General features: G+C 42.9%; 21 protein-coding genes. 6 read left to right on the top strand and 15 right to left on the bottom strand.

Annotation, left to right across the window (positions count from 1 at the left end):
* The first annotated feature begins 225 nt into the window (after nt 1-225).
* Nucleotides 226-2,634 (top strand): SEC10/PgrA surface exclusion domain-containing protein, encoded by a 2,409-nt coding sequence (locus tag C1G49_RS06655; RefSeq protein WP_105125100.1) that lies wholly within the window; start codon nt 226-228, stop codon nt 2,632-2,634.
* A 263-nt stretch (nt 2,635-2,897) separates the two neighbouring features.
* Here C1G49_RS06655 and C1G49_RS06650 read toward each other — a convergent pair whose 3' ends face one another.
* The gene (locus C1G49_RS06650) at nt 2,898-3,524 is read right to left on the bottom strand and encodes a CHAP domain-containing protein (protein ID WP_105118626.1); all 627 of its coding nucleotides are present in this window, start codon (nt 3,522-3,524) and stop codon (nt 2,898-2,900) included.
* A 367-nt stretch (nt 3,525-3,891) separates the two neighbouring features.
* Here C1G49_RS06650 and C1G49_RS06645 point away from each other — a divergent pair, with 367 nt between their 5' ends.
* On the top strand, nt 3,892-4,656 hold the full coding sequence (locus C1G49_RS06645) for an alpha/beta fold hydrolase (RefSeq protein WP_105125070.1): 765 nt from the start codon (nt 3,892-3,894) through the stop codon (nt 4,654-4,656).
* A 50-nt stretch (nt 4,657-4,706) separates the two neighbouring features.
* Here the strand turns inward: C1G49_RS06645 and leuS are convergent, their stop codons facing one another.
* The 7 genes from leuS to C1G49_RS06610 all read right to left on the bottom strand — a co-directional run bounded on the left by leuS (nt 4,707) and on the right by C1G49_RS06610 (nt 14,613).
* Nucleotides 4,707-7,208 (bottom strand): leucine--tRNA ligase, encoded by a 2,502-nt coding sequence (leuS, locus tag C1G49_RS06640; protein WP_105125069.1) that lies wholly within the window; start codon nt 7,206-7,208, stop codon nt 4,707-4,709.
* A 110-nt stretch (nt 7,209-7,318) separates the two neighbouring features.
* A complete protein-coding gene (locus C1G49_RS06635) occupies nt 7,319-9,160 on the bottom strand; it encodes a glycerophosphodiester phosphodiesterase family protein (RefSeq protein WP_105125068.1) in 1,842 nt (613 codons plus the stop codon).
* Between the two features lie 116 nt (nt 9,161-9,276).
* Nucleotides 9,277-11,169 (bottom strand): M13 family metallopeptidase, encoded by a 1,893-nt coding sequence (locus C1G49_RS06630; protein WP_105125067.1) that lies wholly within the window; start codon nt 11,167-11,169, stop codon nt 9,277-9,279.
* A 68-nt stretch (nt 11,170-11,237) separates the two neighbouring features.
* Complete coding sequence (locus C1G49_RS06625; RefSeq protein ID WP_105125066.1) at nt 11,238-12,065, bottom strand: metal ABC transporter permease; 828 nt, start codon at nt 12,063-12,065, stop codon at nt 11,238-11,240.
* On the bottom strand, nt 12,058-12,918 hold the full coding sequence (locus C1G49_RS06620; protein ID WP_105125065.1) for a metal ABC transporter permease: 861 nt from the start codon (nt 12,916-12,918) through the stop codon (nt 12,058-12,060). The genes C1G49_RS06625 and C1G49_RS06620 overlap by 8 nt, the downstream gene beginning before the upstream one ends.
* Nucleotides 12,911-13,675 (bottom strand): metal ABC transporter ATP-binding protein, encoded by a 765-nt coding sequence (locus C1G49_RS06615; protein WP_105125064.1) that lies wholly within the window; start codon nt 13,673-13,675, stop codon nt 12,911-12,913. Before C1G49_RS06615 ends, C1G49_RS06620 begins: the two co-directional genes overlap by 8 nt.
* Before the next feature lie 14 nt (nt 13,676-13,689).
* Entirely contained in the window at nt 13,690-14,613 is a 924-nt protein-coding gene (locus tag C1G49_RS06610; RefSeq protein WP_105125063.1) for a metal ABC transporter solute-binding protein, Zn/Mn family, read from the bottom strand.
* Nucleotides 14,614-14,739: 126 nt separating this feature from the next.
* On the opposite strand from C1G49_RS06610, the gene C1G49_RS06605 reads away from it, so the two are divergent.
* Together C1G49_RS06605 and C1G49_RS06600 are read left to right on the top strand one after the other, a co-directional pair.
* Complete coding sequence (locus C1G49_RS06605; protein ID WP_105125062.1) at nt 14,740-15,399, top strand: metal-dependent transcriptional regulator; 660 nt, start codon at nt 14,740-14,742, stop codon at nt 15,397-15,399.
* A 72-nt stretch (nt 15,400-15,471) separates the two neighbouring features.
* Nucleotides 15,472-15,981, top strand: coding sequence for a hypothetical protein (locus C1G49_RS06600; RefSeq protein ID WP_105125061.1), 510 nt, complete (start codon nt 15,472-15,474; stop codon nt 15,979-15,981).
* 480 nt (nt 15,982-16,461) lie between these two features.
* Here C1G49_RS06600 and C1G49_RS06590 read toward each other — a convergent pair whose 3' ends face one another.
* Nucleotides 16,462-17,136, bottom strand: a complete 675-nt coding sequence (locus C1G49_RS06590) for a CPBP family intramembrane glutamic endopeptidase (RefSeq protein ID WP_105125059.1) — start codon at nt 17,134-17,136, stop codon at nt 16,462-16,464.
* 64 nt (nt 17,137-17,200) lie between these two features.
* The gene (locus C1G49_RS06585; RefSeq protein ID WP_105125058.1) at nt 17,201-17,851 is read right to left on the bottom strand and encodes a CPBP family intramembrane glutamic endopeptidase; all 651 of its coding nucleotides are present in this window, start codon (nt 17,849-17,851) and stop codon (nt 17,201-17,203) included.
* A 225-nt stretch (nt 17,852-18,076) separates the two neighbouring features.
* On the opposite strand from C1G49_RS06585, the gene C1G49_RS06580 reads away from it, so the two are divergent.
* Both C1G49_RS06580 and C1G49_RS06575 read left to right on the top strand, forming a co-directional pair.
* Complete coding sequence (locus tag C1G49_RS06580; RefSeq protein WP_105125057.1) at nt 18,077-18,364, top strand: type II toxin-antitoxin system RelB/DinJ family antitoxin; 288 nt, start codon at nt 18,077-18,079, stop codon at nt 18,362-18,364.
* The gene (locus C1G49_RS06575) at nt 18,354-18,695 is read left to right on the top strand and encodes a type II toxin-antitoxin system RelE/ParE family toxin (protein ID WP_024398777.1); all 342 of its coding nucleotides are present in this window, start codon (nt 18,354-18,356) and stop codon (nt 18,693-18,695) included. The genes C1G49_RS06580 and C1G49_RS06575 overlap by 11 nt, the downstream gene beginning before the upstream one ends.
* Before the next feature lie 94 nt (nt 18,696-18,789).
* Here the strand turns inward: C1G49_RS06575 and C1G49_RS06570 are convergent, their stop codons facing one another.
* From C1G49_RS06570 to C1G49_RS06550, 5 genes are all read right to left on the bottom strand, one after another.
* Complete coding sequence (locus tag C1G49_RS06570; RefSeq protein WP_105125056.1) at nt 18,790-18,984, bottom strand: hypothetical protein; 195 nt, start codon at nt 18,982-18,984, stop codon at nt 18,790-18,792.
* Nucleotides 18,985-19,005: 21 nt separating this feature from the next.
* Nucleotides 19,006-19,707 (bottom strand): CPBP family intramembrane glutamic endopeptidase, encoded by a 702-nt coding sequence (locus tag C1G49_RS06565; protein WP_105125055.1) that lies wholly within the window; start codon nt 19,705-19,707, stop codon nt 19,006-19,008.
* Between the two features lie 3 nt (nt 19,708-19,710).
* Nucleotides 19,711-19,935, bottom strand: a complete 225-nt coding sequence (locus C1G49_RS06560) for a hypothetical protein (RefSeq protein WP_105125054.1) — start codon at nt 19,933-19,935, stop codon at nt 19,711-19,713.
* A 40-nt stretch (nt 19,936-19,975) separates the two neighbouring features.
* On the bottom strand, nt 19,976-20,665 hold the full coding sequence (locus C1G49_RS06555) for a CPBP family intramembrane glutamic endopeptidase (RefSeq protein ID WP_105125053.1): 690 nt from the start codon (nt 20,663-20,665) through the stop codon (nt 19,976-19,978).
* A 122-nt stretch (nt 20,666-20,787) separates the two neighbouring features.
* On the bottom strand, nt 20,788-20,970 hold the full coding sequence (locus C1G49_RS06550) for a hypothetical protein (protein ID WP_105125052.1): 183 nt from the start codon (nt 20,968-20,970) through the stop codon (nt 20,788-20,790).
* Between the last annotated feature and the right edge of the window lie 103 nt (nt 20,971-21,073).

Below are 21,073 nucleotides of genomic sequence, written 5' to 3'. Positions count from 1 at the left end.
TCTTTTTCAGATTGTACTATCATATCACGAAAGAATCTTATGAGCCAATATATAATTTCTATCAGGGGTATAAAAATTTTAAAACAGAAGCATGGTTGTGAAAAAAGGTCTACAAGATATTATCGTTCGTAATTTACATTTCTTTATGAATATTCATAAGTATTTATTGACTTAAATTTATTTTTGAGTTATGCTAGATAAAAATAAACATATATTGGAGATTCTATGAAAAAGAATTTGATCAAGTCGTTATTTTTATGCTCTGCTTTCCTAGCTACAGCTATTGCAAATCAGGTAGAGGCTGAAGAGGTAAAGCCAAATCCTGAAACAATTGAAGCTATTAAGACTCAAGGAATCTCAGACCTAGAAACATTAAAAGCCAGCATCCCTGTAGAGGTTGCGGCAAACGAAGTAACTCCAGAAGATGTCACTACTGTTGATACAGCTATTGCTGAGGCTACGACAGAATTGACTGAGGCTAAAGCAGCTGTCACTAGTGCAGAAACCGCAGAAGCAACGGCAACGAATACTGTCGAAACAGCTAAACAAAATCTCAGCCAAGCCGAGCAAGACCTAAATGCAGCTACTCCAGAAACTATCTCTCAAGCTGAACTTGCTGTTTCTGAAGCTGAAAAATCAGTAACAATTGCCAATCAAACTGTAACTGAAAAACAAGCAACTGTCGATACTGCGAAAGAAGCTGTCGCCAACCAAGAAGCGGCAATTACAAGTGCAGAATCAGATTTAGCAACTGCAAAAGCTGACTTAGTCACAGCGCAAGAGGCAGAATCAAACGCTCAAAAGGCCATTGATAGCGAAAAATCAGCAGCTACTACACTTGTTGCTGAAAAACAAGCGACTGTGGATGCTGCACAAGCGAAAGTATCTACTGCAGAGGCCGAGGTACAAACTGCTAAACAGGCAGATGCCGAACGTCTAGCTAATATTACGGTAGCTAAGACTAATGTAGTCGCTGCTGAAGCCGAGGTCAAGTCAAAAGAAGCTGAGATTGCTGATGCAGATACCGTACGAAATACAATTACCATTAACTCTGACTATTTGGCTGCTGTTAAAGCTTCACAAGAAGTTAGTGGCCGCGTTAAAGATATCAACAATCTCTTTGCTCTTGCTGCTACGAATAAGGCAATAAATAATTACGTATCGAACAACAAAGACAAGAACACACTGATCGATGTCAATACCATGTCTGATGAAATCTTACGAGACTTGACCTTTTTTGCCGCAGACCTAATCAATCAAGTTCGTACGCAAACTGGAAGCGGTCCTATTACAGTTACCGAAACAGGTTTACAATTTTCTAAAGATGTCAAGGCAGCATCGATTGCGAACAACACTTTATTCTATGATTTAGCAGCCGCATCTACCGTTTATAATAACTCTCATCCATATAAGACAGTGACTGCCTTTCGCCAAGTGTCCGATGCTGTAAATCCATTAAAACCTCAGATGACTGTTGATGAGCTAAAGCAACAGATTTATGATACCATTATCGGAGCATTATTTGTACCATATAATAACGAATCATTGAGTAGTTCCTTAAGTGTCCTCGGACTGTTGGAATCTTATGACTTAAAAGGAAATATTCTCGTCTACGAATACCATGCTGACACTAAGGAAGGCTCTAGACGTAACAATTACAACAGTATTGCTCTGGTTTCGCGCGAAAAATTAATTCAAAACAACCAGACAGCTGCAAATAATGAACCTGTCTTGACAAATCCATACAGCAACCTGACTTCTGAAATTGATACAAAGCAAAAAGCCCTTGCAACCGCCCGTACTGCTCTACGTGAAGCGCAGGATGCTTTAGCGAAGTTAGAAGCCACATTCGAAAAAACTCCTAGTGCTGAAATTTCTTTAAAATATGCTAAAGAAGATTTAGAAAAAGCCAAAACAGAATATCAACAAGCCTTGTCTGCCTTGAATAGCGATGCTGCTTTGAAGGCTAAATTGGAAGCCTTGAATAGTGCTAAAGCACTCGTTGCAACCAAGCAATCTACTGTTACAGCAACTCAAAACAAGGTTGATACAGAGAAAACTAAACTTTCAAACCTTCAATCTGCTCTATCAAGTGCCAACCAAGCATTAACAGAAGCTCAAGCAACGGTTGTTACAGCAGAAACAGCTGTTACCGAAGCCAAAGCCTACGTAGAACGTCTAAAAAATGCAAAACAAAATTTCAATGATGCTCGTACAGTTCTTGAACAAGCTGAAGCAGATTTGGCTACCAAGCAATTGGAACTAAACAAAGCTAAAGCCACCCTAGAAATGACTCAGACCTACTACGACTTACTCCAAGATTTGAAAGTACAATTGGAAGCAAAATTGACGAAACAAGTACCTGCTCCATCTATTACTCAAACTCAAGTAACCGTTCCTAATAAAACAAAACCACAGGTCCCATCCTCTATTACAACTCAAACTCAGCTTGCCGTTGCAAATGTGACAAAACCACAGGCACCAACATCAAATCATGTCAAAACAAGCAAAGTTGCATCTAATCTACCAAATACAGGTGAAGAAACAGATTATTTCGCTACTGTTTTCGGAGTAGCATTAGCTTTACTCGGGTTTGTAATTCACAAACGTCGCCGTAATGAAGATAGCATCTAATAACGATAAATATTGCATATAACAGCAAACTAAGCGAACGTATTCAGGATTGTTCTGAAAGATAGTCAGCTGTGTGTAAGTCAATTTACTTTTGGACCAGAATTCTAATTAAAGTTAGAATTCTGGTCTTTTTCTGTTTAGACACTCTACATTCCAACACAATGGAGAGTACAGGTAGCTTTTTCTTTATTTGAGAATGTACAGCTACAAAAAAAGTAAGGAAGAAAGTCTTCAAGACGTTCCTCCTCTTCTCTCATGAGTGTTTATACCCCAGCTGGAGGGTAAATATAACTTACAGTTCCTTCGCTAGTGGTTGTTGGATCAAAGAAGCCACGTACATTGCTTGGATAGTAGGCTCCGCCATAGTTTGATTCCATTACTTGAATGGTACCATCAGCCGCTACATCGGTAACATAGGCAACGTGACCATAGCCACCGTCTGTCCAGACAGCGATTGCGCCAACCTTAGGAGTGGTTCCTACTTCATAACCAAGAGCTGCTGCACTGGCTGCCCAGTCGCCACCATTTCCCCAATAGTTGCCAACCCAAGGCGCCATTTCTTTGGCTCCCCATGTACATTGACCAGCAGGATAGGTATTGGCTGTGTATTCTACAGCAACCTCTGATACCATATTCGTAGCAAGGGCTGCTTGGGCTGCGGCTTCCGCAGCTGCTTTTTCTGCCGCAGCCTTTTCAGCTGCAGCTTTAGCCTCTGCTTCTTGTTTCAACTGCTCTTCCTGCTCAACCTGAACCGTTAAGACTGATAGACTAGGACTATCTGTCAATTCTGTGTCCGCCTTAACAGCTTCTTGTCCCAAAGCTAGCATTCCTCCCAAGATAGCAGTAGCAAGGGCAACTTTCATTGTTTTGTGAAGTTTGTGTTTATTCATACCTATTCAAATCCTTTCAAATTATACTCAATGAAAATCGAAATCAGACTTGCTCCAAAGGTTCGGGGAACCTTTGGAGGTTGGAAATAGGCGAACGAAGTTCGTTTCACACTGATGCAGATAGAACTCTGTTCCTTTTATATTTCAAGGGAATAGGCTGAAAACCTCCTCAGGAGCTTTTCAGTCATCAAATCAAGTCAACAACGTCTGAGGTTGATTTTCGAAGAGTATTACTTCTTCATCTATCCTAACCAATTTATCTTGCACAAGACTTAAAGAAATGTAACAAGTATGACAGCTGTTTTGCAGGTAGTTAACATTTGACTTTCAGCATGCTATAATAGAAATAAATGTCAGGAGTTTGTTTATGAAAGATATTGTGTTAATTCACGGAACCTGGTGTGACGGTTCGGTATGGGGAAATTTCGCTAGTAAGCTAGAAAAAACGGGCTTGCGGGTTCATACACCTAGCCTACGCTACCACAACTTGCCCTATGATGAGGTTATGGAAAAGGTCGGTGCGGTTAGTCTGACAGACTATGCCGATGACTTGGTGACCTTGGTTGAAAGTTTGGAAGAGCCACCTTTACTCTTGGGACATTCTCTGGGCTGTTTACTCGCCCAAATGGTCGCTGAACGCACACAGGTGGCTGGCATGATTCTCATGGGCCCTGCTCCGACAGCAGATATCTTCGCTTTCTACCCTACCATGATTCGTTGCTTCATCCGCCATTTCTTACGCTGGGGATTTTGGAAAAAGCCCATGCCACCTTACAAGGATGAGTTCTTCCGCTACTGCTTAAACGTTCAGGACCCTGCCCTCAAAGAAGATATTTTCAAGACCTTAGTACCTGAGTCTGGCAAGGTCTATACCCAGATGGTCTTTCCTTTCTTTGATAAAAGCAGAGCAGGATACGTCGATTTCAGCAAAATTACAGGACCTGTCCTAGTCATCACAGGAAGCGAAGACAAGATGACCGTTTCTGCTATTGCCCGAAAAACAGCAAAAAACTACAAGGACTCTGTTCTGGTCTCCCTAACAAGTGCAGACCATATGTACGAGTCTGGCAAGTTCCAAGACAAAACCCTCTCTGTTATCCACGCTTGGTTGAGCGAGAAGAAGTATCTATAGACAGCCAAAAACGACCTCCAAGACGGAAGTCGTTTTCTTATTATTTACATTTATTTCACAACAATATTAACTAGTTTGTTCGGAACCGTAATCACCTTCACCACTGTTTGACCAGCGATTTCAGCTTGGACTTTTTCGTCTGCAAGGGCAATTTTTTCAAGTTCTGCTGGTGCTAAGTCTTTGGCAACGGTCAAGCGGGCTTTTACCTTGCCCTTGATTTGGACAACGATTTCCACTTCGCTTTCTACCAGCTTGCTTTCGTCATAGATTGGCCATGCGACATAGCTGATTGACTGGTCTGTTGCTACCAGACCCTGCCAGAGTTCTTCTGCCAAGTGTGGCGCAAATGGAGCAATCAATTGGACAAAGCCTTTGGCGTATTCGACATAGAGCTTATCTTCCTTGTTGGCTGCGTTGACAAAAATCATGAGCTGGGCGATAGCCGTGTTGAATTTCAGGTCTTCAATATGCTCTGTCACCGTCTTCACAGTTTCATGGTACACTTTATCAAGCGCTCCGCTATTTTCCGAAGAAATTTCCTTCGTTGTAAGCAGGCGATAAACACGGTCCAGGAACTTACGGCTACCTTCGAGGCCTTCTTCTGACCAAGCGATTGACGCGTCAAGTGGGCCCATGAACATCTCGTAGACACGGAGGGTGTCCGCACCGAACTGCTCAACCACATCGTCTGGGTTGACTACGTTTTTAAGGGACTTGGACATCTTAGCAGGTGCCTGCTCCAACTCTTCACCAGTTTCGATGTTGAAGAAAGAACCATCACGTTTTTCAACTTTATCTGTCGCTACAAGGGCACCACGGCTGTCGCGGTAGCTAGTTCCCAAAATCATGCCCTGGTTAAAGAGTTTTTGGAATGGCTCTTTGGTCGGTACAACGCCAAGGTCATAGAGGAACTTGTGCCAGAAGCGAGCGTAGAGCAGGTGAAGGACCGCGTGCTCGGCACCACCGATGTAAATATCCACCGGCAACCAAGCTTTGAGAAGCTCCTCATCTGCCAATTTCTCATCGTTGTGCGGGTCGATATAGCGAAGGTAGTACCAGCTAGAACCCGCCCATTGTGGCATGGTGTTGGTCTCACGGCGACCTTTTACGCCGTCTTCCCGCACCACTTCCAACCAGTCTGCCAGGTTAGCAAGCGGCGATTCCCCTGTACCTGAAGGCTTGATGTCTGAGGTTTTTGGCAATACCAGAGGTAACTCATTTTCTGGTACTGCTGTGGAAGTGCCGTCTTCCCAGTGGATGATTGGAATTGGCTCACCCCAATAACGCTGGCGGCTGAAGAGCCAGTCGCGGAGGCGGTAAGAAATTTTCTCCTGACCTACACCATTTTCTTCCAACCAAGCCACCATTTTGGCAATAGCTTCTTCCTTGTTAAGACCATCTAGGAAGTCAGAATTGATGTGGGCACCGTCCTCTGTATAAGGAGCTTCTTCTACATTGCCACCTTCCAGAACTGGAATGATGTCCAAACCAAACTGCTTGGCAAATTCCCAGTCACGCTCATCGTGAGCAGGAACAGCCATGATAGCACCTGTTCCGTAGCTTGCTAGCACATAGTCCGCAATCCAGATTGGTATTTCCTTGTTGTTCACAGGGTTGATGGCGTAGGCACCTGTCCAAACACCTGTCTTGTCTTTAGCCAGGTCAGTACGAGCCAGGTCTGATTTGAGAGAGGCTTGGCGTTTGTATTCTGCCACAGCTTCTGCTTGTTCAGCTGATGTGATACTATCTACCAAGTCATGCTCAGGGGCAAGGACTGCGTAGGTCGCACCGAAAAGGGTATCAGGACGAGTTGTGAAAACAGTGAAGTCCTTGTCTGTGCCCTTGATTTTGAAGGTCACATTGGCACCCGTTGACTTACCAATCCAGTTGCGTTGCATGTCCTTGATTGACTCTGGCCAATCAACTTCTTCTAGGTCGTTGAGCAAACGCTCCGCATAGGCTGTGATTTTCAGCATCCATTGACGCATTGGCTTGCGGACAACTGGATAACCACCACGTTCAGACGTTCCGTCAGGAAGGACCTCTTCGTTGGCGATCGCCGTTCCCAATTCCTCTACCCAGTTGACAGGCACTTCTGCCTCATAGGCGAGGCCTTTTTCATACAACTTGGTGAAAATCCACTGGGTCCACTTGTAGTAGTTAGGGTCTGTCGTATTTACCTCACGGTCCCAGTCGTAAGAAAAGCCAAGGGCGTTAATCTGACGCTTGAAGTTGGCGATGTTTTCTGCCGTAAAGTCAGCTGGGTCATTTCCCGTGTCCATTGCGTATTGCTCTGCTGGCAAACCAAAGGCATCCCAGCCCATTGGGTGAAGAACGTTGTAGCCTTGGGCACGCTTGTAACGGCTGAGAATGTCGGTCGCCGTATAGCCCTCTGGGTGACCAACGTGCAAGCCCGCCCCAGACGGATAAGGGAACATATCTAGGGCATAAAAGTTTGGCTTGTCCGCATCTGTTCCCGTCTTAAAAGTATGATTTTTTGCCCAAAATTCCTGCCATTTGGGCTCGATTTCCTTGTGATTGTAGAAGCTCATATCATTTCTCCAATAAAATTGATTATTTTCTTATTATATCACGAAATCAGGAAAGAAAAAAGCAGGATTGTAAACCCTGCTAAAAATAGCTTTTTCATGTTTATTGAGTATTATTCCCCCAGAACCGAATCCACAATGACTTCAAAGTCCGTCCGTTCATCACGCGCCTTGATGCCAGCCTTGACATCAAGAACATAGTCCGTGATGATGCCGTCAACTTCTGAGTTGACAAAGCGTTGGATGGATTCATCTGTATTGACTGTCCAGACAATAACTTTCTTGCCTTGGGCTTTCAGGTCTGCTACCTTTTCTGGACTAGCTTCTGCCTCTTCCATAATCAGATAATCGCCCTGCAAATCTTCTGTCTGACCAATTGAGAAATAATAGAGGTAGCCAGACACCATCTCAGGATAGGTTTCTTCGATGTAGGTAATCAGCTTGTAGTCCAAAGACAGCAGAGCCACTTCCTTTTCAACACCATAGGCCTTGACCATGGCAACAATGTCATCCACCATTTGCTTGTCAGCTGTTTTACCTTTTAACTCGATAAAGAGGCCAATCTTACCCTTGCTGGCTTCGATCACCTCCTCAATCGTAGGAACAGGCTGGGCTGGACGGCTGCTGTCAAAGGCATCGGCAACTTGCAAGTCTTGGATTTCAGCCAGAGTCATCTCACTAGAACTACGGCTGTCACCAGCAACACGCTTGAAATCACCGTCATGGTTGAGGACATAGTGACCGTCTTTGGTCCGTTGAATATCAATCTCAGACCAGGCCACCCCTTCCTCCGCAGCTGCTAAAATACCTGCAATCGTATTTTCAGCACCCAGGTCACCTCCACCACGGTGGGCGACTAAGGCAATCTCACGATTTACACGGAAAATCGTGTCAAAATGCTGCACCAACAAGTAAGCAAAGCCAAAATTTCCTGCCAAGATGAGCAGAATCAAGCTGGTCACCAAAAACTTGGTACGCAGGCGAATGGTCGGCAAGATGTCCTCCCGCCACTTACTGGCCTTGGTCGAAAGTGTGACCGCTGCAGTACGACCCTCAGCCTCTTCGTAGTCATAAAAGGCTTCTGTCACTCGATAAATCATCATCGGCGGAAAGAGGAAGGTTAGAAAGCTGACAATATCCACGACTACAAGGAGGATAAACAAGAGATACAAACGACTTTGATTTGTCTGCTCTGCCTGACTGGCCAAAACATAGGTAAGCAGGGCTACCAAGGCAACAAAGAGAGGGAAAAAGTAGACAAGGCCATTTTTCACAAAAATCCCGACAAGTCGCTTGATGAGCGCTCGACCGTATTTCTTTGTCAGGTCAAGAGAGGAGCGAATAGCTGAACCAATCGTTTTCCCACCAATGAGAACATAGTGGAAGGTGAATATCAGTCGATAGCTCAGATAGGTCAATATCAGGAGAACTCCTATATAAAGCGATAGATAAAGAGGGTTGGCATAAATCACCGAAGTGATAAAGTTGGGAATCTGGAACTGACGCATAGGGCCAATGGTGACACCCAAGCCCAAGAGCGGGAAAATCAAGGACACATAGACCATGAGCAAGAGGCCTGCTGGACTAAAGAGGGACTTGAGAGAGGTCAAGCCCAGCCAGAGCATGTGCCGGGCGGTCATTTCAATCTTTTCTTCCTTTATAAGAGCACTGGTCAAGATAAAGGTGTTGATATCTAAACCAATCAAAATCACCATCATGACCAAGGTCGCCAAAAGAAAGCCAATCCCTTGGAAGCTCAAAAGAAAGGATACATAGTCCCCACTGGAAATCCCTGTCCGCCCTGATAAGGCTAAAAAAGTATCAATGGCAAAGGAATACAAGGGATAAATCACTAGAGCCAACAGCCCCTTACTAAGCAATTGGTATTTAGTGAAAAGCCAGACAATCCGACCACGAAAGGCCCAGCTGGTTGAAACCTTCTTTCCTGTTTTCATATCTCCTCCGAAAAGTTTTTTTGTTATTGTACCATAATTTATATTCTGTAACAATGCCGACTAGAGAGTGCTATTTCCCACAAGAAAAGGCTGGGAAATCCCAACCTTTGTCTGTTTTACCAAATAATCACGCGGTCTTCTTTTGCACGCCACATGCCGTCGCCTTCTTGAACGCCAAAGGTTTCATGGAATTCATCGAAGTTTGGTAGCTGGATGTTGGTGCGTAGGTGACCTGGTGCATGAACATCCACACTAGCCAACATCTGCATGAACTCAGGACGGGCCTTCATCCGCCAGATGCGAGCAAAGTTAGTGAAGAATTCCTCTGCGGAGAAGTCATCTTCTGACTTGGCTGCTTCTAAGGCTGCAGCAATCCCACCAAGGTCGGCAATGTTTTCTGACACAGTCAACTTACCATTGATTTTGGCACCGTAAGAATCCTGACCTTCAAACTGGTCGATGACCTGCTGAGTACGGGCTTCAAAGGCTGCATAGTCTTCCTCTGTCCACCAGTTGTTGAGACTGCCGTTCTCATCAAAGGAAGCACCGTTTGAGTCAAAGGCATGGGAAATCTCGTGGGCAATGACGGCACCGATACCGCCGTAGTTAGCTGATGAAGACTGTTCTAGCGAGTAGAAAGGCGCCTGCAAAATGGCTGCTGGAAAGACAATCAAGTTTTTCTGTGGGTTGTAGTAGGCATTGACCATATGAGCTGGCATGCCCCATTCCTTCATGTCCACAGGCTTGTTCCACTTACTCCAACCATGAGCAATGTCAATCTTGTTTAGTTCGATGGCATTTTCCACCAAGGACTTACTTGGGTCAACAATCTTCTTATAGTAACGCTCTGGCAAGGCTTCTGGGTAGCCGATGTAAGGCTTGATAACATTGAGTTTGACAATGGCCTTGTCACGCGTTTCCTGAGCCAACCAGTCTGCCGTTTCCAAACGAGACTTGTAGACCTCAATCATCTTGGCAACTTTTGCTTCCACATCCGCCTTAGCTTCTGGTGAGAATTTTTCTCCAGCATACCAAAGACCGAGGGCTTGGTTAAAGTAACCTTGTGCCAGATTGTAGGCTGCTTTTTCTTGGTTTTGAGCCTGCGGTGTACCAGAAAGGGCACGGCTGTAGGCTCCTGCTAGAATACGGATTTCATCCGACAGGAAGGCTGTATAAGCTCCTGCCGCTTTCAAAATCAAGGTCGCCTTCAAAAGCTCCCAATTATCCGCACTGTAAATTTCCTTAGCAGCCTGCCAGAAGCGTTCCTCAGGCACGATAATCTTGTCTGGCGTTTGCCCTAAAATCGCTGTGAAGAAATCATCCAAAGGCAACTCTGGTGCCAAAGCAGTAAAATCTGCCCACTCATACGGATGATAGAGTTTGGCGTACTCAGAACCCTCTTCATTTGACAAGACATACTTGGCAATCTTAGCATCCAATTCCAAACGTTTATCTAGGAGATCCTTGATTTCCTCATCGCTGAAACCGAACTTAGGCAAGAGAGCTTCTTGACTCTCTCTCCACATTTTGAGCAATTCGGCTCCTTTTTCATGACCTTCTTCATAGTAGGTCGTATCTGGCAAGATAATGCCTAGAGAATCTGCCCAAAGAACATTGGTTTGGGCATCCATAAAGTCAGGTGCCACGCCAAAAGGCATGAGGTTTGGCTTGCCTGCCAACTCATATTCTGCCAACTTGCTGGTAAATTCTTCGAAAGAGTTGAGAGCCTTGTACTCTTCAATCAAGGCCTGAGCGGGCTCTGCTCCCAAACGGTCACGGGTTTCATAGTCGGCTACTTGTTTGTGGAAAGCCACGAAGTTTTGCAAAATGCTATCTTCTGGGACAGTTTCCCCCGTCAACCAAGCATTTGTCGTATCAATCATGAGCTTTTCAATCTCGTCCGCCAGGTCTGAAAATCCACCTGTTCTTGGCTTATCATCTGGAATGACGGCTGTTTTTGCCCATTCACCATTGACGTATTCGTAAAAATCATCTTGTAAACGTGTCATTATTTTCTCCTTTGCTTGTGTGTTACTTACTATAATAACAAAAAAGTCTGACAATTTCATTTGCCAAACTAAATTTTTAGGGTATTTTTTAGGAAAAAGCTGACGCAGACTGTCAGAAGCCCCATGACCGAACAGGTTCCAGACATGGTCAGGTCAAGCCAGCTGGCAAGACCAAAGCCTAGAACAATCATCAGAATGGCGCAGCATTGCCCCAAAACTAAAAACTGACAGAAATGCTTCGACCAAGGTAAAGCTGCCATGCTGGGTGCTAGTAAGAAAACAATGACCGCCATGGAGCCGACCGCCTCAAAGGACGATACCGTTGTCAAGGAAACCAGAAAAATCAATCCCAACTCCAGCCTTTTAGTGGCAATCCCTTGGAGTTTAGCCTGCTCCTTGTCCAAGAGATAGAGAGTCAGAGCTTGAAAATTCAAGAAAAAGAAGACCAGCAAGACCAGCAAGAGCCCGACGGACTTGACCAAGGCCAAGGGTAGGGATAGACCAAAGAGGTCCAACCTGTTAAGAGGGGCAAAGAGCACCTCGCCCATCAGAACCATATCCAAGTCCAGATGGACATTACGGGCAAAGAGGGAGATGAGAATAACAGCTAGGGCAAAGAAAAAGGTAAAGAGCAAGCCCGTCGCCGCATCCTGAGCCAACTTGCGAGTGTGTAGCCCCTCAATCGCTAGAACTGTCAGTAGACCAAAAACCGCCGCCCCAAACAAGAGCAGGGGGGAATCTAGGCTGTGACTGACAAAGAAGCCCAGTACAATGCCCAAGAGGACCGAGTGGGACAAGGCATCTGCCAGCATGGCCTGATTGCGTACCACCAGGACAGACCCAATCAAGCCACAAGAAGAACCGACAGCTAGTAAAATCAATAAGACCTCAAGCACCTGCATTCTCCTTTCTGATATAGGTCACATAAGCAAAAGCCACTAAAGAGGACAAGCTTAAGCAAACAATAATAGCCGGCCCAGTCGATAACCCTGTCACCACCGAACTCACATAGCTTCCAAGAAGGGCTGAAAATCCAGCAATTCCTGCTGCTAATACCAAGGTCTGGCCATAGGACTTTCCTAAAAGCAAGCCAAAGACGGCTGGAGCTATCAAGAAACTACTCATCAGGATAGCCCCAACCACCTTCAAGCCAACCGCAATCAAACTCATCATCAGAAACAAGGTCAGGCGGTCAATCTTTTCCACAGGAATCCCCACTAGCTTGGCAAATTGTCTGTCAAACAGATAAAGCTTAAGTGACTGGTAGTGCCAGCCAAATAGGAACAAGGCTAGCAAGGCTACTAGGCAAATCAATACAACATCATCCAGTTGCATAAAGGCAGCCTGACCAAAAACATAGTTTTCCAAGCCTGCCTGGGCAACTCCTTGAAAGGCAACATTGCCCTGAACATACTGCTTGAGAACCAAGCCCAGTCCAAAAAAAGCCGCTGAAACCAGGGCCAAGGCATTGACCCGACTGGTCCGTCCTCCTCGACAGAGCCAGCTAACCAGACCATAGGACAGGTAACCCGAAGCCACCGCTCCAATCAAGAGGAGCAGGGGTTGGCGTGACTGAAAGACCATATAGGACAGGATGATACCTGGATAGGCCGCATGCCCCAAGCTATCTCCGATTAAACTCTGCCTAGTCAAGACGCTAATGGTCCCGATTTGACTAGCCGCCAAGGCTAAAACAAGGGTTCCCAGAGCTACTGTCCAAAAAGAATAGTCCTGCAAGAGATCAAACATGACCAAGCCCCTCCTTTAGAAACAAGGCAGGTTCCTGACCATAGGCAGCCTGATAGGCTTGCAGCAAATCCACCTGCTCCATAGCCCCCTCTGCCACCAAGCGACCATTGAGCCAGAGGACATAGTCAAAATACTTTTCCAAGGTCAAAAGGTCATGGTGGATGACCAAAGAGGTCTTGCCTTCTTGCTGGAACTTCTTCAAACAGTCCATGATGACGTGCTCTGTCACCTGATCAATCCCAGCCAAAGGCTCGTCCATCATGTAGAGTTCAGCTTCCTGAGCCAAGGCCCTAGCTAGAAAGACTCGTTGCCGCTGACCTCCCGATAACTGATCAATCTGACGATTGCGTAAATCACTGATCTTCATCTCTTCCAGAGCCTGCTCTGCCTTTTCCTTATCCAAGGAACTTGGTCGGCGGAAGAAACCACTGGTATGGGCAAACCGCCCCATCAGGACAATATCCAGAACCCTTGCAGGAAACTGCCAGTTGACCTGGCTGGCTTGGGGAATATAGGCAACCTTTTTCTGAATGACTTGGTCCAACCGCTGCGACTGACCCAGTAGCGAGACCTTGCCCGTCACCCCTTTTTCTAAGCCCAAGATGGCCTTGAACAAGCTGGATTTCCCTGCACCATTTGGTCCGACCAAAGCCGCACGACAACCCTTGGGCAGCTGAAAACTGACCTGATCTAGAGCCTTGACCTGTCCTGCACCATAGTGCAAGGACAAGTCTTCAACTCTCAGTATTTCTTCCATTCTTCCAACCTTTCTTACTGCAAATGCTCCACAATTAACTGGACATTATGCTTATACATATCGATAAATGTCGCTCCCTCTTCCCCTTCTGGTGCTAAGGAATCTGAGAATAACTCCTTGCCTTCACCGCTGACAATCGCTACCTGACCACCCTTGGCCTTGACAGCTTCCTGCAATTTTTCCATACGTTCTGGACTGGTTGTTGACTCGGTGAAGATAGCCTTGATACCATGTTCTAAAATCATATTGACCGTTTCAATCATATCGCTGTTGGCAACTTCAGACTCGGTACTAATGCCCTGCGGTGCATAGAGAGTGAAGTCATAGCTGGCTGCGAAGTAGTTAAAGGCATCATGTGGGGTAACTAGGTAACGGCTCTCAGCAGGTAGGACACTCAACTCTTTTTCAATCCAAGTATGCAAGTCATCCAACTGAGCCAAGTAATTTTCCGTATTTTTCTGAATCAGCTCTGCTTTTTCCGGAAGCAGTTTTTGCAACTCCTCAGAAGCTACCGCTACCGCTGATTTATAGAGAGGAATAGAAAACCAGAAGTGAGGGTCCACAATCTGCTCCCCGTCTTCATCCATGGTAGTCAAATCCGACTGGTCAAAGTTCTTAGACACCGCCACTCCCGTCTTTTCCAAGGCTTCCACCATCTTGCCTTCAAAATGCAAACCATGGTAGAGAACAAGGTCAGCCTTTTGTAATTTTGATAAATCACTAGATTTGGCTACGTACAAATGAGGGTCTTCCCCCGCTGGAATTAGTAGATCCCGCTCCACCTCATCTCCTGCCAGCTGATAGACCATATCGCTGAGGAAAGAGGTCGTGACTGCCACTCGTGGCTTGTCGGAAGCCTCTGGGCTTTGCGTTGAACGACAGGCTCCTAGTCCGATAAGGGACAATAGCAGAGCCAAACTAAGAATTAGTTTTTTCATGATAGGTTCTCCTTTGCATTTTGTTAGGCATGCTTAACTTTAGTTTTAATATATATTAAAAAATTCTTTCTGTCAATGATTTTTATAAAATTTTGGTATACTATTCTTACTAGAAAGTGAGAGAATATGACACCAAACAAAGAAGATTACCTGAAAGTCATTTACGAACTAGGGCAGACAGAACAGAAAATCACCAATAAGCAGATTGCTGAAAAGATGAATTTTTCCGCCCCAGCCGTTTCCGAAATGCTGAAAAAAATGGTCACGGAAGAGCTGATTGAAAAAGATAAATCAGCAGGTTATCTCCTCAGCCAAACTGCCTTGGAAATGGTAGCCAACCTCTACCGCAAGCACCGCCTGATAGAAGTCTTTTTAGTTGAACAGCTGGGCTATTCCCCTGAACAAGTCCATGAAGAAGCTGAAATTTTAGAACACACCGTTTCAGACCATTTTATCAACCAACTGGACAAACTGCTGGGCTATCCCCAAACCTGCCCACACGGTGGTAGCATCCCAAAAGAAAACCAGTTGCTTGTAGAACGCTACCAGACCCGGCTGTCTCAACTGACCGAAACTGGCAGCTACCAACTGGTTCGTATCCATGACTTCTACCAGCTTCTCCAATACCTGGAACAACATGAGTTAGCTGTCGGCGATCAACTACTTGTGACAGCCTTCGACCAGTTTGCCCAGACCATCACCATCCAGTACAAGAACAAAGAACTGGCTATCCCTACAGCCATCGCCCAAGAATTATTCGTAGAAAAGACTAATCGCCCAGCCTAATAAGCTGAGCGATTAGTTTTGTATTAGTAAAAAAGAGAGGAATGCCGAATCAAAATCTAAAGGAAAAAGAGGATGAAAAAGAAATTACTTGTTGCCCTTATCCTAACCTTCATAAGCCTCCTACTTTGGGGGATTGGAAAGCTGTATATCGCATATAATCTCTCTCACTACGCAGGGTACTATGTCCAACAGTTGCCTCGGAAAGAGGGGACCAATCCTGAGTTGGTCATCATTTTAACTCATCTGGACAGTATTGAAAGACCTTCGACCAATAAATTATCCTATGACCTTGATGGGAATGGTGCAATTTTACTAAATAATTCTATAATATTAAGTAATGGTCCCTACATTCGTATTTGGAATTATACAGAAAATAAAAAATATATTTTCAATAATTTCGGTAGTTATTCTTATTATTACACTGATGATATAGACCAAAAAAAATATGATTCACAATATCAAAAAGAGGCGGAATTACTCCTCAATAAAATCCTGCCCCCTATCTTAAAAGCACAACCCAAACCAAAAATAAACCTTCAAAATCTATTTAACGACAAATACTACAAACAGTTTAATGAATAAGCATGCAGTTAAAATTAGGTATAGAGGGCTATTTTTGCTGTTCATTGAGTATCAAATCTCCTCTATTCTCTTTCAAAACCAATCGCCCAGCCTAAACAAGCTGAGCGATTATTTTTTCTTCCAATTGCGGAAAATGGATCTAGTTGCAAAAAACACTTGCCCTAGGATATATACCAAACCCAAAAAAGAACCTATATAAAAACAGCCCAAGAGAAAGAAAGGATTGTAGGTTATAGGCTGCACGACAAACATGAACATGAGCACCAAGCCCCACCGCATGCCCCAGGTCATCTTTCTCTGAATGAACCATTCCAGCCTATCTTCTCCAACTGAACTTCTGGTTTCCAGATATTCTTGATTGAGGTCTTGAAAAAATTTTCTCATATTCCTGCTTACCTCTACACTTGATTGTTAGCAATTATAAAATTGCCACTTATCCTCAGTATACAGGCATTTCCGTAAAATGTCTACTGTCAATTTTTATCCACCAATCTGCACCATACCAAATAAAATTTGGAGGAATAAAATGAAGGCATTATAGAAGCTATGTGCAAGGATAGTATCCGTCATTCGTCTATTGCACATATACAGATAGCCCAGATAAGTCCCTGTGATAAAGTGACCTAAAAATGCCACTGAAAAGCTCCAAGTATGACAATAGGCAAATAGAAGGGCAGAAAATACGATGACCATTTGAGGATGCTTAGGAAAATACTGGGCTGTCTTTTCTAACAAAATTCCTCTGTAAAGAAATTCTTCTAAAACTGGAGCAAACAAGACAACTGAGAGAGCCATCACCCAAAAATTGTCCGAATTTAACTGATTGACTATATCCAAGGCGTTAGAATCACTAGGGCTAAGACCCAAATACTGCCAAAGGAGGTTCAGGCCAGTTTCTCCAGTAAATACCAGTGCTGTCATTCCGACTATTTTTAAAACATTCAGCTTCTCTCTTGAAAAGACTTGATGCTTCATCATTCCTCGTCTGATGACAGAAAGTAGTGCCAATATTGCAAAACCAAGCCCTATCATGACTGAAAGTTTTAGTAGCACATTCTCTTGAAAGGCTGTTATCCCCACATAAACTGGAAATTGAATGAGCAAAGTGAGCAACAAGGTACCCACAGCTAAACCGATGGATTTTATTATTTTCATATTCTCGCTTCCTTTCCATTGTCATTTATAGCCTATTCAATTGTTTTTCACAATGCTCACACCTTTATATACTTATAACATTTAAAACGGTCACAATACTGTTCGACAAGATATGTACCACTATCAGATATTTGAGATGGTTCGTTTTATAGTAAATCCAAGAAAACAAAAATCCTGGAAAAAGTGCCGACCAGAAACTAAAAGAAATTTCATAACTATGTACAAAAGCAAATAAAATGGCTGTAATTAACACGCTAATGATTGGATAGTGCTTACTCCTTATTCTCTCCTGAAAGCTTCCCCTATAGAGATACTCTTCTCGGATAGGAGAGAGAATATTTGTACTAAGCAAGACCATCCAGCCATATTTGGACTGAAATAGCTCAAGCATACTACTATTATCAACCGTCGATCCAGATAATCGCAAGGAAACATTTAATAGTACAATTTTAATAATGATTACCAAAATAACCAATCCAAACAATTTACCATAGCTATAGCCTTTTGCATCTAAACTATTGTCACGACAGTTTTTCCGAAGAGTTTCCAATAACCCAAAAACGAAAAGAGTGAGAAGAATCCAACAAAACACATGTAGGATATAACCAAGTAGATGTTCATCTATATTCCCCCAACTCATCTCAGCAATGAAGGGGACTTGTATGACTAAGGTTAACAATAAAACCTGCACTATGCTTTTTATCCAATGAATCATTACTACTCTCCCGTTCTAATAGAATCTTTTTATGAACTTAGTATACAGCAAATCAACACACTATTCTCATCCCTGTCACGAACGGTCGCTATTTTGTAATGAATGACCATTTTTTCGAAGTCACCGGATATTATCCAAGATATTCAGTACCAGATTATCGCTTGACAGATGTAAAACAAATAGCTACACTATTGTTATACACATTAGAATTTGGAGTCGAAGACAATGGCAGGATTGGTTAGGGATAGACAATATAATTTTAGAGTAAATGCACAAATACTGGAACAAGCAAAAATAATCTTATCAGAAAAAGATATGACCCTTTCTGATGCTCTTAATTTATTTGTAGAAAGAGTGGTTGAAGAGCAAGATTTGCCAATAAAAACGGTAGAAGAGGCACGTGCAGATACTTTTCTAGATGAGTTGATTGCAGAGCTTGATGAAGGCTACCAAGAAGTTTTATCAGGACATACGACACCTGCTCGTGAGGTATTCGCCAAATATGGTCTATGAAGTACATTTATCTGCTAAAGCCGAACAAGATTTAGAGGAAATCTACCAGTATTATGTCCGCGAATTTTCAGAATCAAGTGCTCGAAAGGTGCTTGCATCTCTAAGCACAGCTATCTTGACCTTAGAAATATTTCCAGAGGGATATATTGACCTCGACGCTCGTCTGGGACGAGCATTATTCCCAGAAGGAAAAACAAGGATGATTCCTGGAAAACAGCACCTCATCTTCTATTTGATTCGTGGCTCTCGTGTAGATATCCTTCGCATTAGAGGAGCAAGGACAGACTACCTAAACAACCTAGACAATCTATTCAAGCAAACCCTCAAATAACGAGATACTTTCCCACCTTCAACAAGTCTATCGAAACGAGTGTGAATAAAAAGCTGATTGCTCAGCTTTTTTCATTTTATTTTCTACCACTCCCTCATCCAAAAACAAAATATAGAAATTCCCCGAATTCTTGCCCTGCTGAATAAATCGCTGGTACAAGAACTGATCCAAGTGTCGTCAAGGTCAGAGCTACTCCTACCCAGACCAAGAATTTCATTGCAAACGGGGAAGACTCATAAGCTGTTTCAACTTCTTGGTATTTTTTATCTAATTTTTCCATCATTGTCATAACTGAACTCCTTTAACATCACTAACCAAACAGTACCAATAAGTAACCAATAATTGAGAAGATAACCATCAAGCTATTGTTCAAGATATGAACAAGAATCGCATCCACAATATTGCCACGACGAGCATAGGCCAAATAGAAGACTGCCCCAAGCAAGAAGTAAAGTGGCAACTCAACTGGATAAATCGTATGAAGAAGAGCAAAGACAGCTGAACTGATTATCAATTTTAGCCATTTTTGATGTTCTTTGAAGAAATAACTGCTAAACAAACCTCTGAAAACAAGCTCTTCCATAAAAGGAGCAAAGACGCCTATTGCCATATGAAATGCAACAAAGTATAGTGGAAACATCTTCGCCAATTGCTCATTTGTAGCCAAAAGTGCTGCATCGTTGGCCGTGGTGGCATTGCCAGTAACCAACTGGGTCAATAACGTTCCGCCAATACCGACAACTCGTCCGGCCAAGAAAAATAGCAGAGCAAACCCAAAATCTTTCCAAGTAAATGTGAACCGTTTTTGCTGATCAGGTAGACCTTTCTTATACCGTTTCCAAGTCCACACCACAATAGCCGTCGCAATGACCAGATAGCCAATGCCAGAAACCCACTGCATGACACCTGACATCGAATCCTGTATGGCAATCAATCGCATCGGAGTTATGTTAATCGCAACGATGACAAGAATCAAACCAATAAATTTTAAAATATTTTTAACACGTTTCATAAGCTAGTCCTCCTTTTTAGTCTTATTCACTTTCATTAGAAAATACAATGCAATAAATACAGTGGGATAGAAGTCAGATGAGAAAACATCTACTGTTTTTCCAAGAACAAGCCAAACCACTAGGTGAATAAGAACGGCAGTGACCAAAATTCCTACAACAAGCCCTTGCAAGAACTGCATAATTTTATTCGTTTCTTTGATAGTCATCATTTGATGTTTGTTTTCCATTTTCAGTTCTCCTTTTCATTAATAATGTTATTCTGTCGGATTATCCCAGCAAAATAACTACCATAACTACTGCGAAATTGTGTAAACAATGTGCAATGCTAGGTATTCTAATATCATCAGTTGAATAATAAGCTAGTCCATAAATTAGAGAACTTATTAACTGACTATTAAATGCAATTTGATAATCATGACTATACGAAAATATGAGAGAAGTAACAACAATAGAACCCCAACCTATATAACGTGATAGTTTCTCTTGAAGAATTCCTCTATATAAAATTTCTTCCAAAATAGGCTGAGTAACGATTGTGGTTAAAAGATACAATATAAAGACTATCGGTCTTTCCTTCATTTCCAGTATTTGTGTCGGAACTGATCCTACATTATAGCCATTTCCAACATATAGAATCGTCACATATACTAATGTCAAAAAAAGTGTCACTGATGAGTAGATAACTAAACTTTTTTTATTTATTTTTCCTTGTTTAAACTGTAGTAGATTAAACGTAATATCCAGTCGTTTAGCAAAAGATGATAGAAACCAAAGCGATAATAATACAAAAGCAATACACACTATAATTCGAATAGTATCTCCTGTAAGATTATTACTAACATGGATACGATCATCGCTAAAAGTTGATACAACCGGGGTTTGAGTAAATATAGATAAAAACATAAACCCCAAAATAGATATCAAAACATAGCCACACTTTTTTAAAATATTAACCATTCTATCAACCCCACTTTAACATCCACCAGTATATTTTTTCTTATTCCATCCATCAAGAAATGAGCATACACCTGCAAATACTTTTTCGGCAACTTTAATAATGTCTCCGCCGAGATTAATGCCTACTTTACCTTGTTTTGTTCCTTATTCGCTAAAGCAGTAAAAGTAATGATTGAACCTGGGATACTAACTGCCAAAACATTGAAAAAATCTTTAAGGCTATCGTCTGACACGTTCGCACTAATCTTAAACACTAAACATAGTGCAATAGCAATCAATACTGCATAGAATTTTTTATTCATCATCTTCAATTCTCCTGTTCTTGTTTTCTTTACACTCTTAGTATAAGCCAACTCAGCACAAATTTTTCATCCATGTCATGAACGGTCGTTATTTTGTAATGAATGA

Source organism: Streptococcus suis (assembly GCF_002960625.1).
Taxonomy (GTDB): Bacteria; Bacillota; Bacilli; order Lactobacillales; family Streptococcaceae; genus Streptococcus; species Streptococcus suis_T.
This window is presented reverse-complemented; position numbering and strand designations above follow the sequence as displayed.

Bases quoted from the DNA above. Each gene is read 5' to 3' on its own strand.
- C1G49_RS06655 (WP_105125100.1), top strand. From the start codon at position 226: ATGAAAAAGAATTTGATCAAGTCGTTATTTTTATGCTCTGCTTTCCTA.
- C1G49_RS06650 (WP_105118626.1), bottom strand. From the start codon at position 3,524: ATGAATAAACACAAACTTCACAAAACAATGAAAGTTGCCCTTGCTACT.
- C1G49_RS06645 (WP_105125070.1), top strand. From the start codon at position 3,892: ATGAAAGATATTGTGTTAATTCACGGAACCTGGTGTGACGGTTCGGTA.
- leuS (WP_105125069.1), bottom strand. From the start codon at position 7,208: ATGAGCTTCTACAATCACAAGGAAATCGAGCCCAAATGGCAGGAATTT.
- C1G49_RS06635 (WP_105125068.1), bottom strand. From the start codon at position 9,160: ATGAAAACAGGAAAGAAGGTTTCAACCAGCTGGGCCTTTCGTGGTCGG.
- C1G49_RS06630 (WP_105125067.1), bottom strand. From the start codon at position 11,169: ATGACACGTTTACAAGATGATTTTTACGAATACGTCAATGGTGAATGG.
- C1G49_RS06620 (WP_105125065.1), bottom strand. From the start codon at position 12,918: ATGTTTGATCTCTTGCAGGACTATTCTTTTTGGACAGTAGCTCTGGGA.
- C1G49_RS06615 (WP_105125064.1), bottom strand. From the start codon at position 13,675: ATGGAAGAAATACTGAGAGTTGAAGACTTGTCCTTGCACTATGGTGCA.
- C1G49_RS06610 (WP_105125063.1), bottom strand. From the start codon at position 14,613: ATGAAAAAACTAATTCTTAGTTTGGCTCTGCTATTGTCCCTTATCGGA.
- C1G49_RS06605 (WP_105125062.1), top strand. From the start codon at position 14,740: ATGACACCAAACAAAGAAGATTACCTGAAAGTCATTTACGAACTAGGG.
- C1G49_RS06600 (WP_105125061.1), top strand. From the start codon at position 15,472: ATGAAAAAGAAATTACTTGTTGCCCTTATCCTAACCTTCATAAGCCTC.
- C1G49_RS06590 (WP_105125059.1), bottom strand. From the start codon at position 17,136: ATGAAAATAATAAAATCCATCGGTTTAGCTGTGGGTACCTTGTTGCTC.
- C1G49_RS06585 (WP_105125058.1), bottom strand. From the start codon at position 17,851: ATGATTCATTGGATAAAAAGCATAGTGCAGGTTTTATTGTTAACCTTA.
- C1G49_RS06580 (WP_105125057.1), top strand. From the start codon at position 18,077: ATGGCAGGATTGGTTAGGGATAGACAATATAATTTTAGAGTAAATGCA.
- C1G49_RS06575 (WP_024398777.1), top strand. From the start codon at position 18,354: ATGGTCTATGAAGTACATTTATCTGCTAAAGCCGAACAAGATTTAGAG.
- C1G49_RS06570 (WP_105125056.1), bottom strand. From the start codon at position 18,984: ATGACAATGATGGAAAAATTAGATAAAAAATACCAAGAAGTTGAAACA.
- C1G49_RS06565 (WP_105125055.1), bottom strand. From the start codon at position 19,707: ATGAAACGTGTTAAAAATATTTTAAAATTTATTGGTTTGATTCTTGTC.
- C1G49_RS06560 (WP_105125054.1), bottom strand. From the start codon at position 19,935: ATGGAAAACAAACATCAAATGATGACTATCAAAGAAACGAATAAAATT.
- C1G49_RS06555 (WP_105125053.1), bottom strand. From the start codon at position 20,665: ATGGTTAATATTTTAAAAAAGTGTGGCTATGTTTTGATATCTATTTTG.
- C1G49_RS06550 (WP_105125052.1), bottom strand. From the start codon at position 20,970: ATGATGAATAAAAAATTCTATGCAGTATTGATTGCTATTGCACTATGT.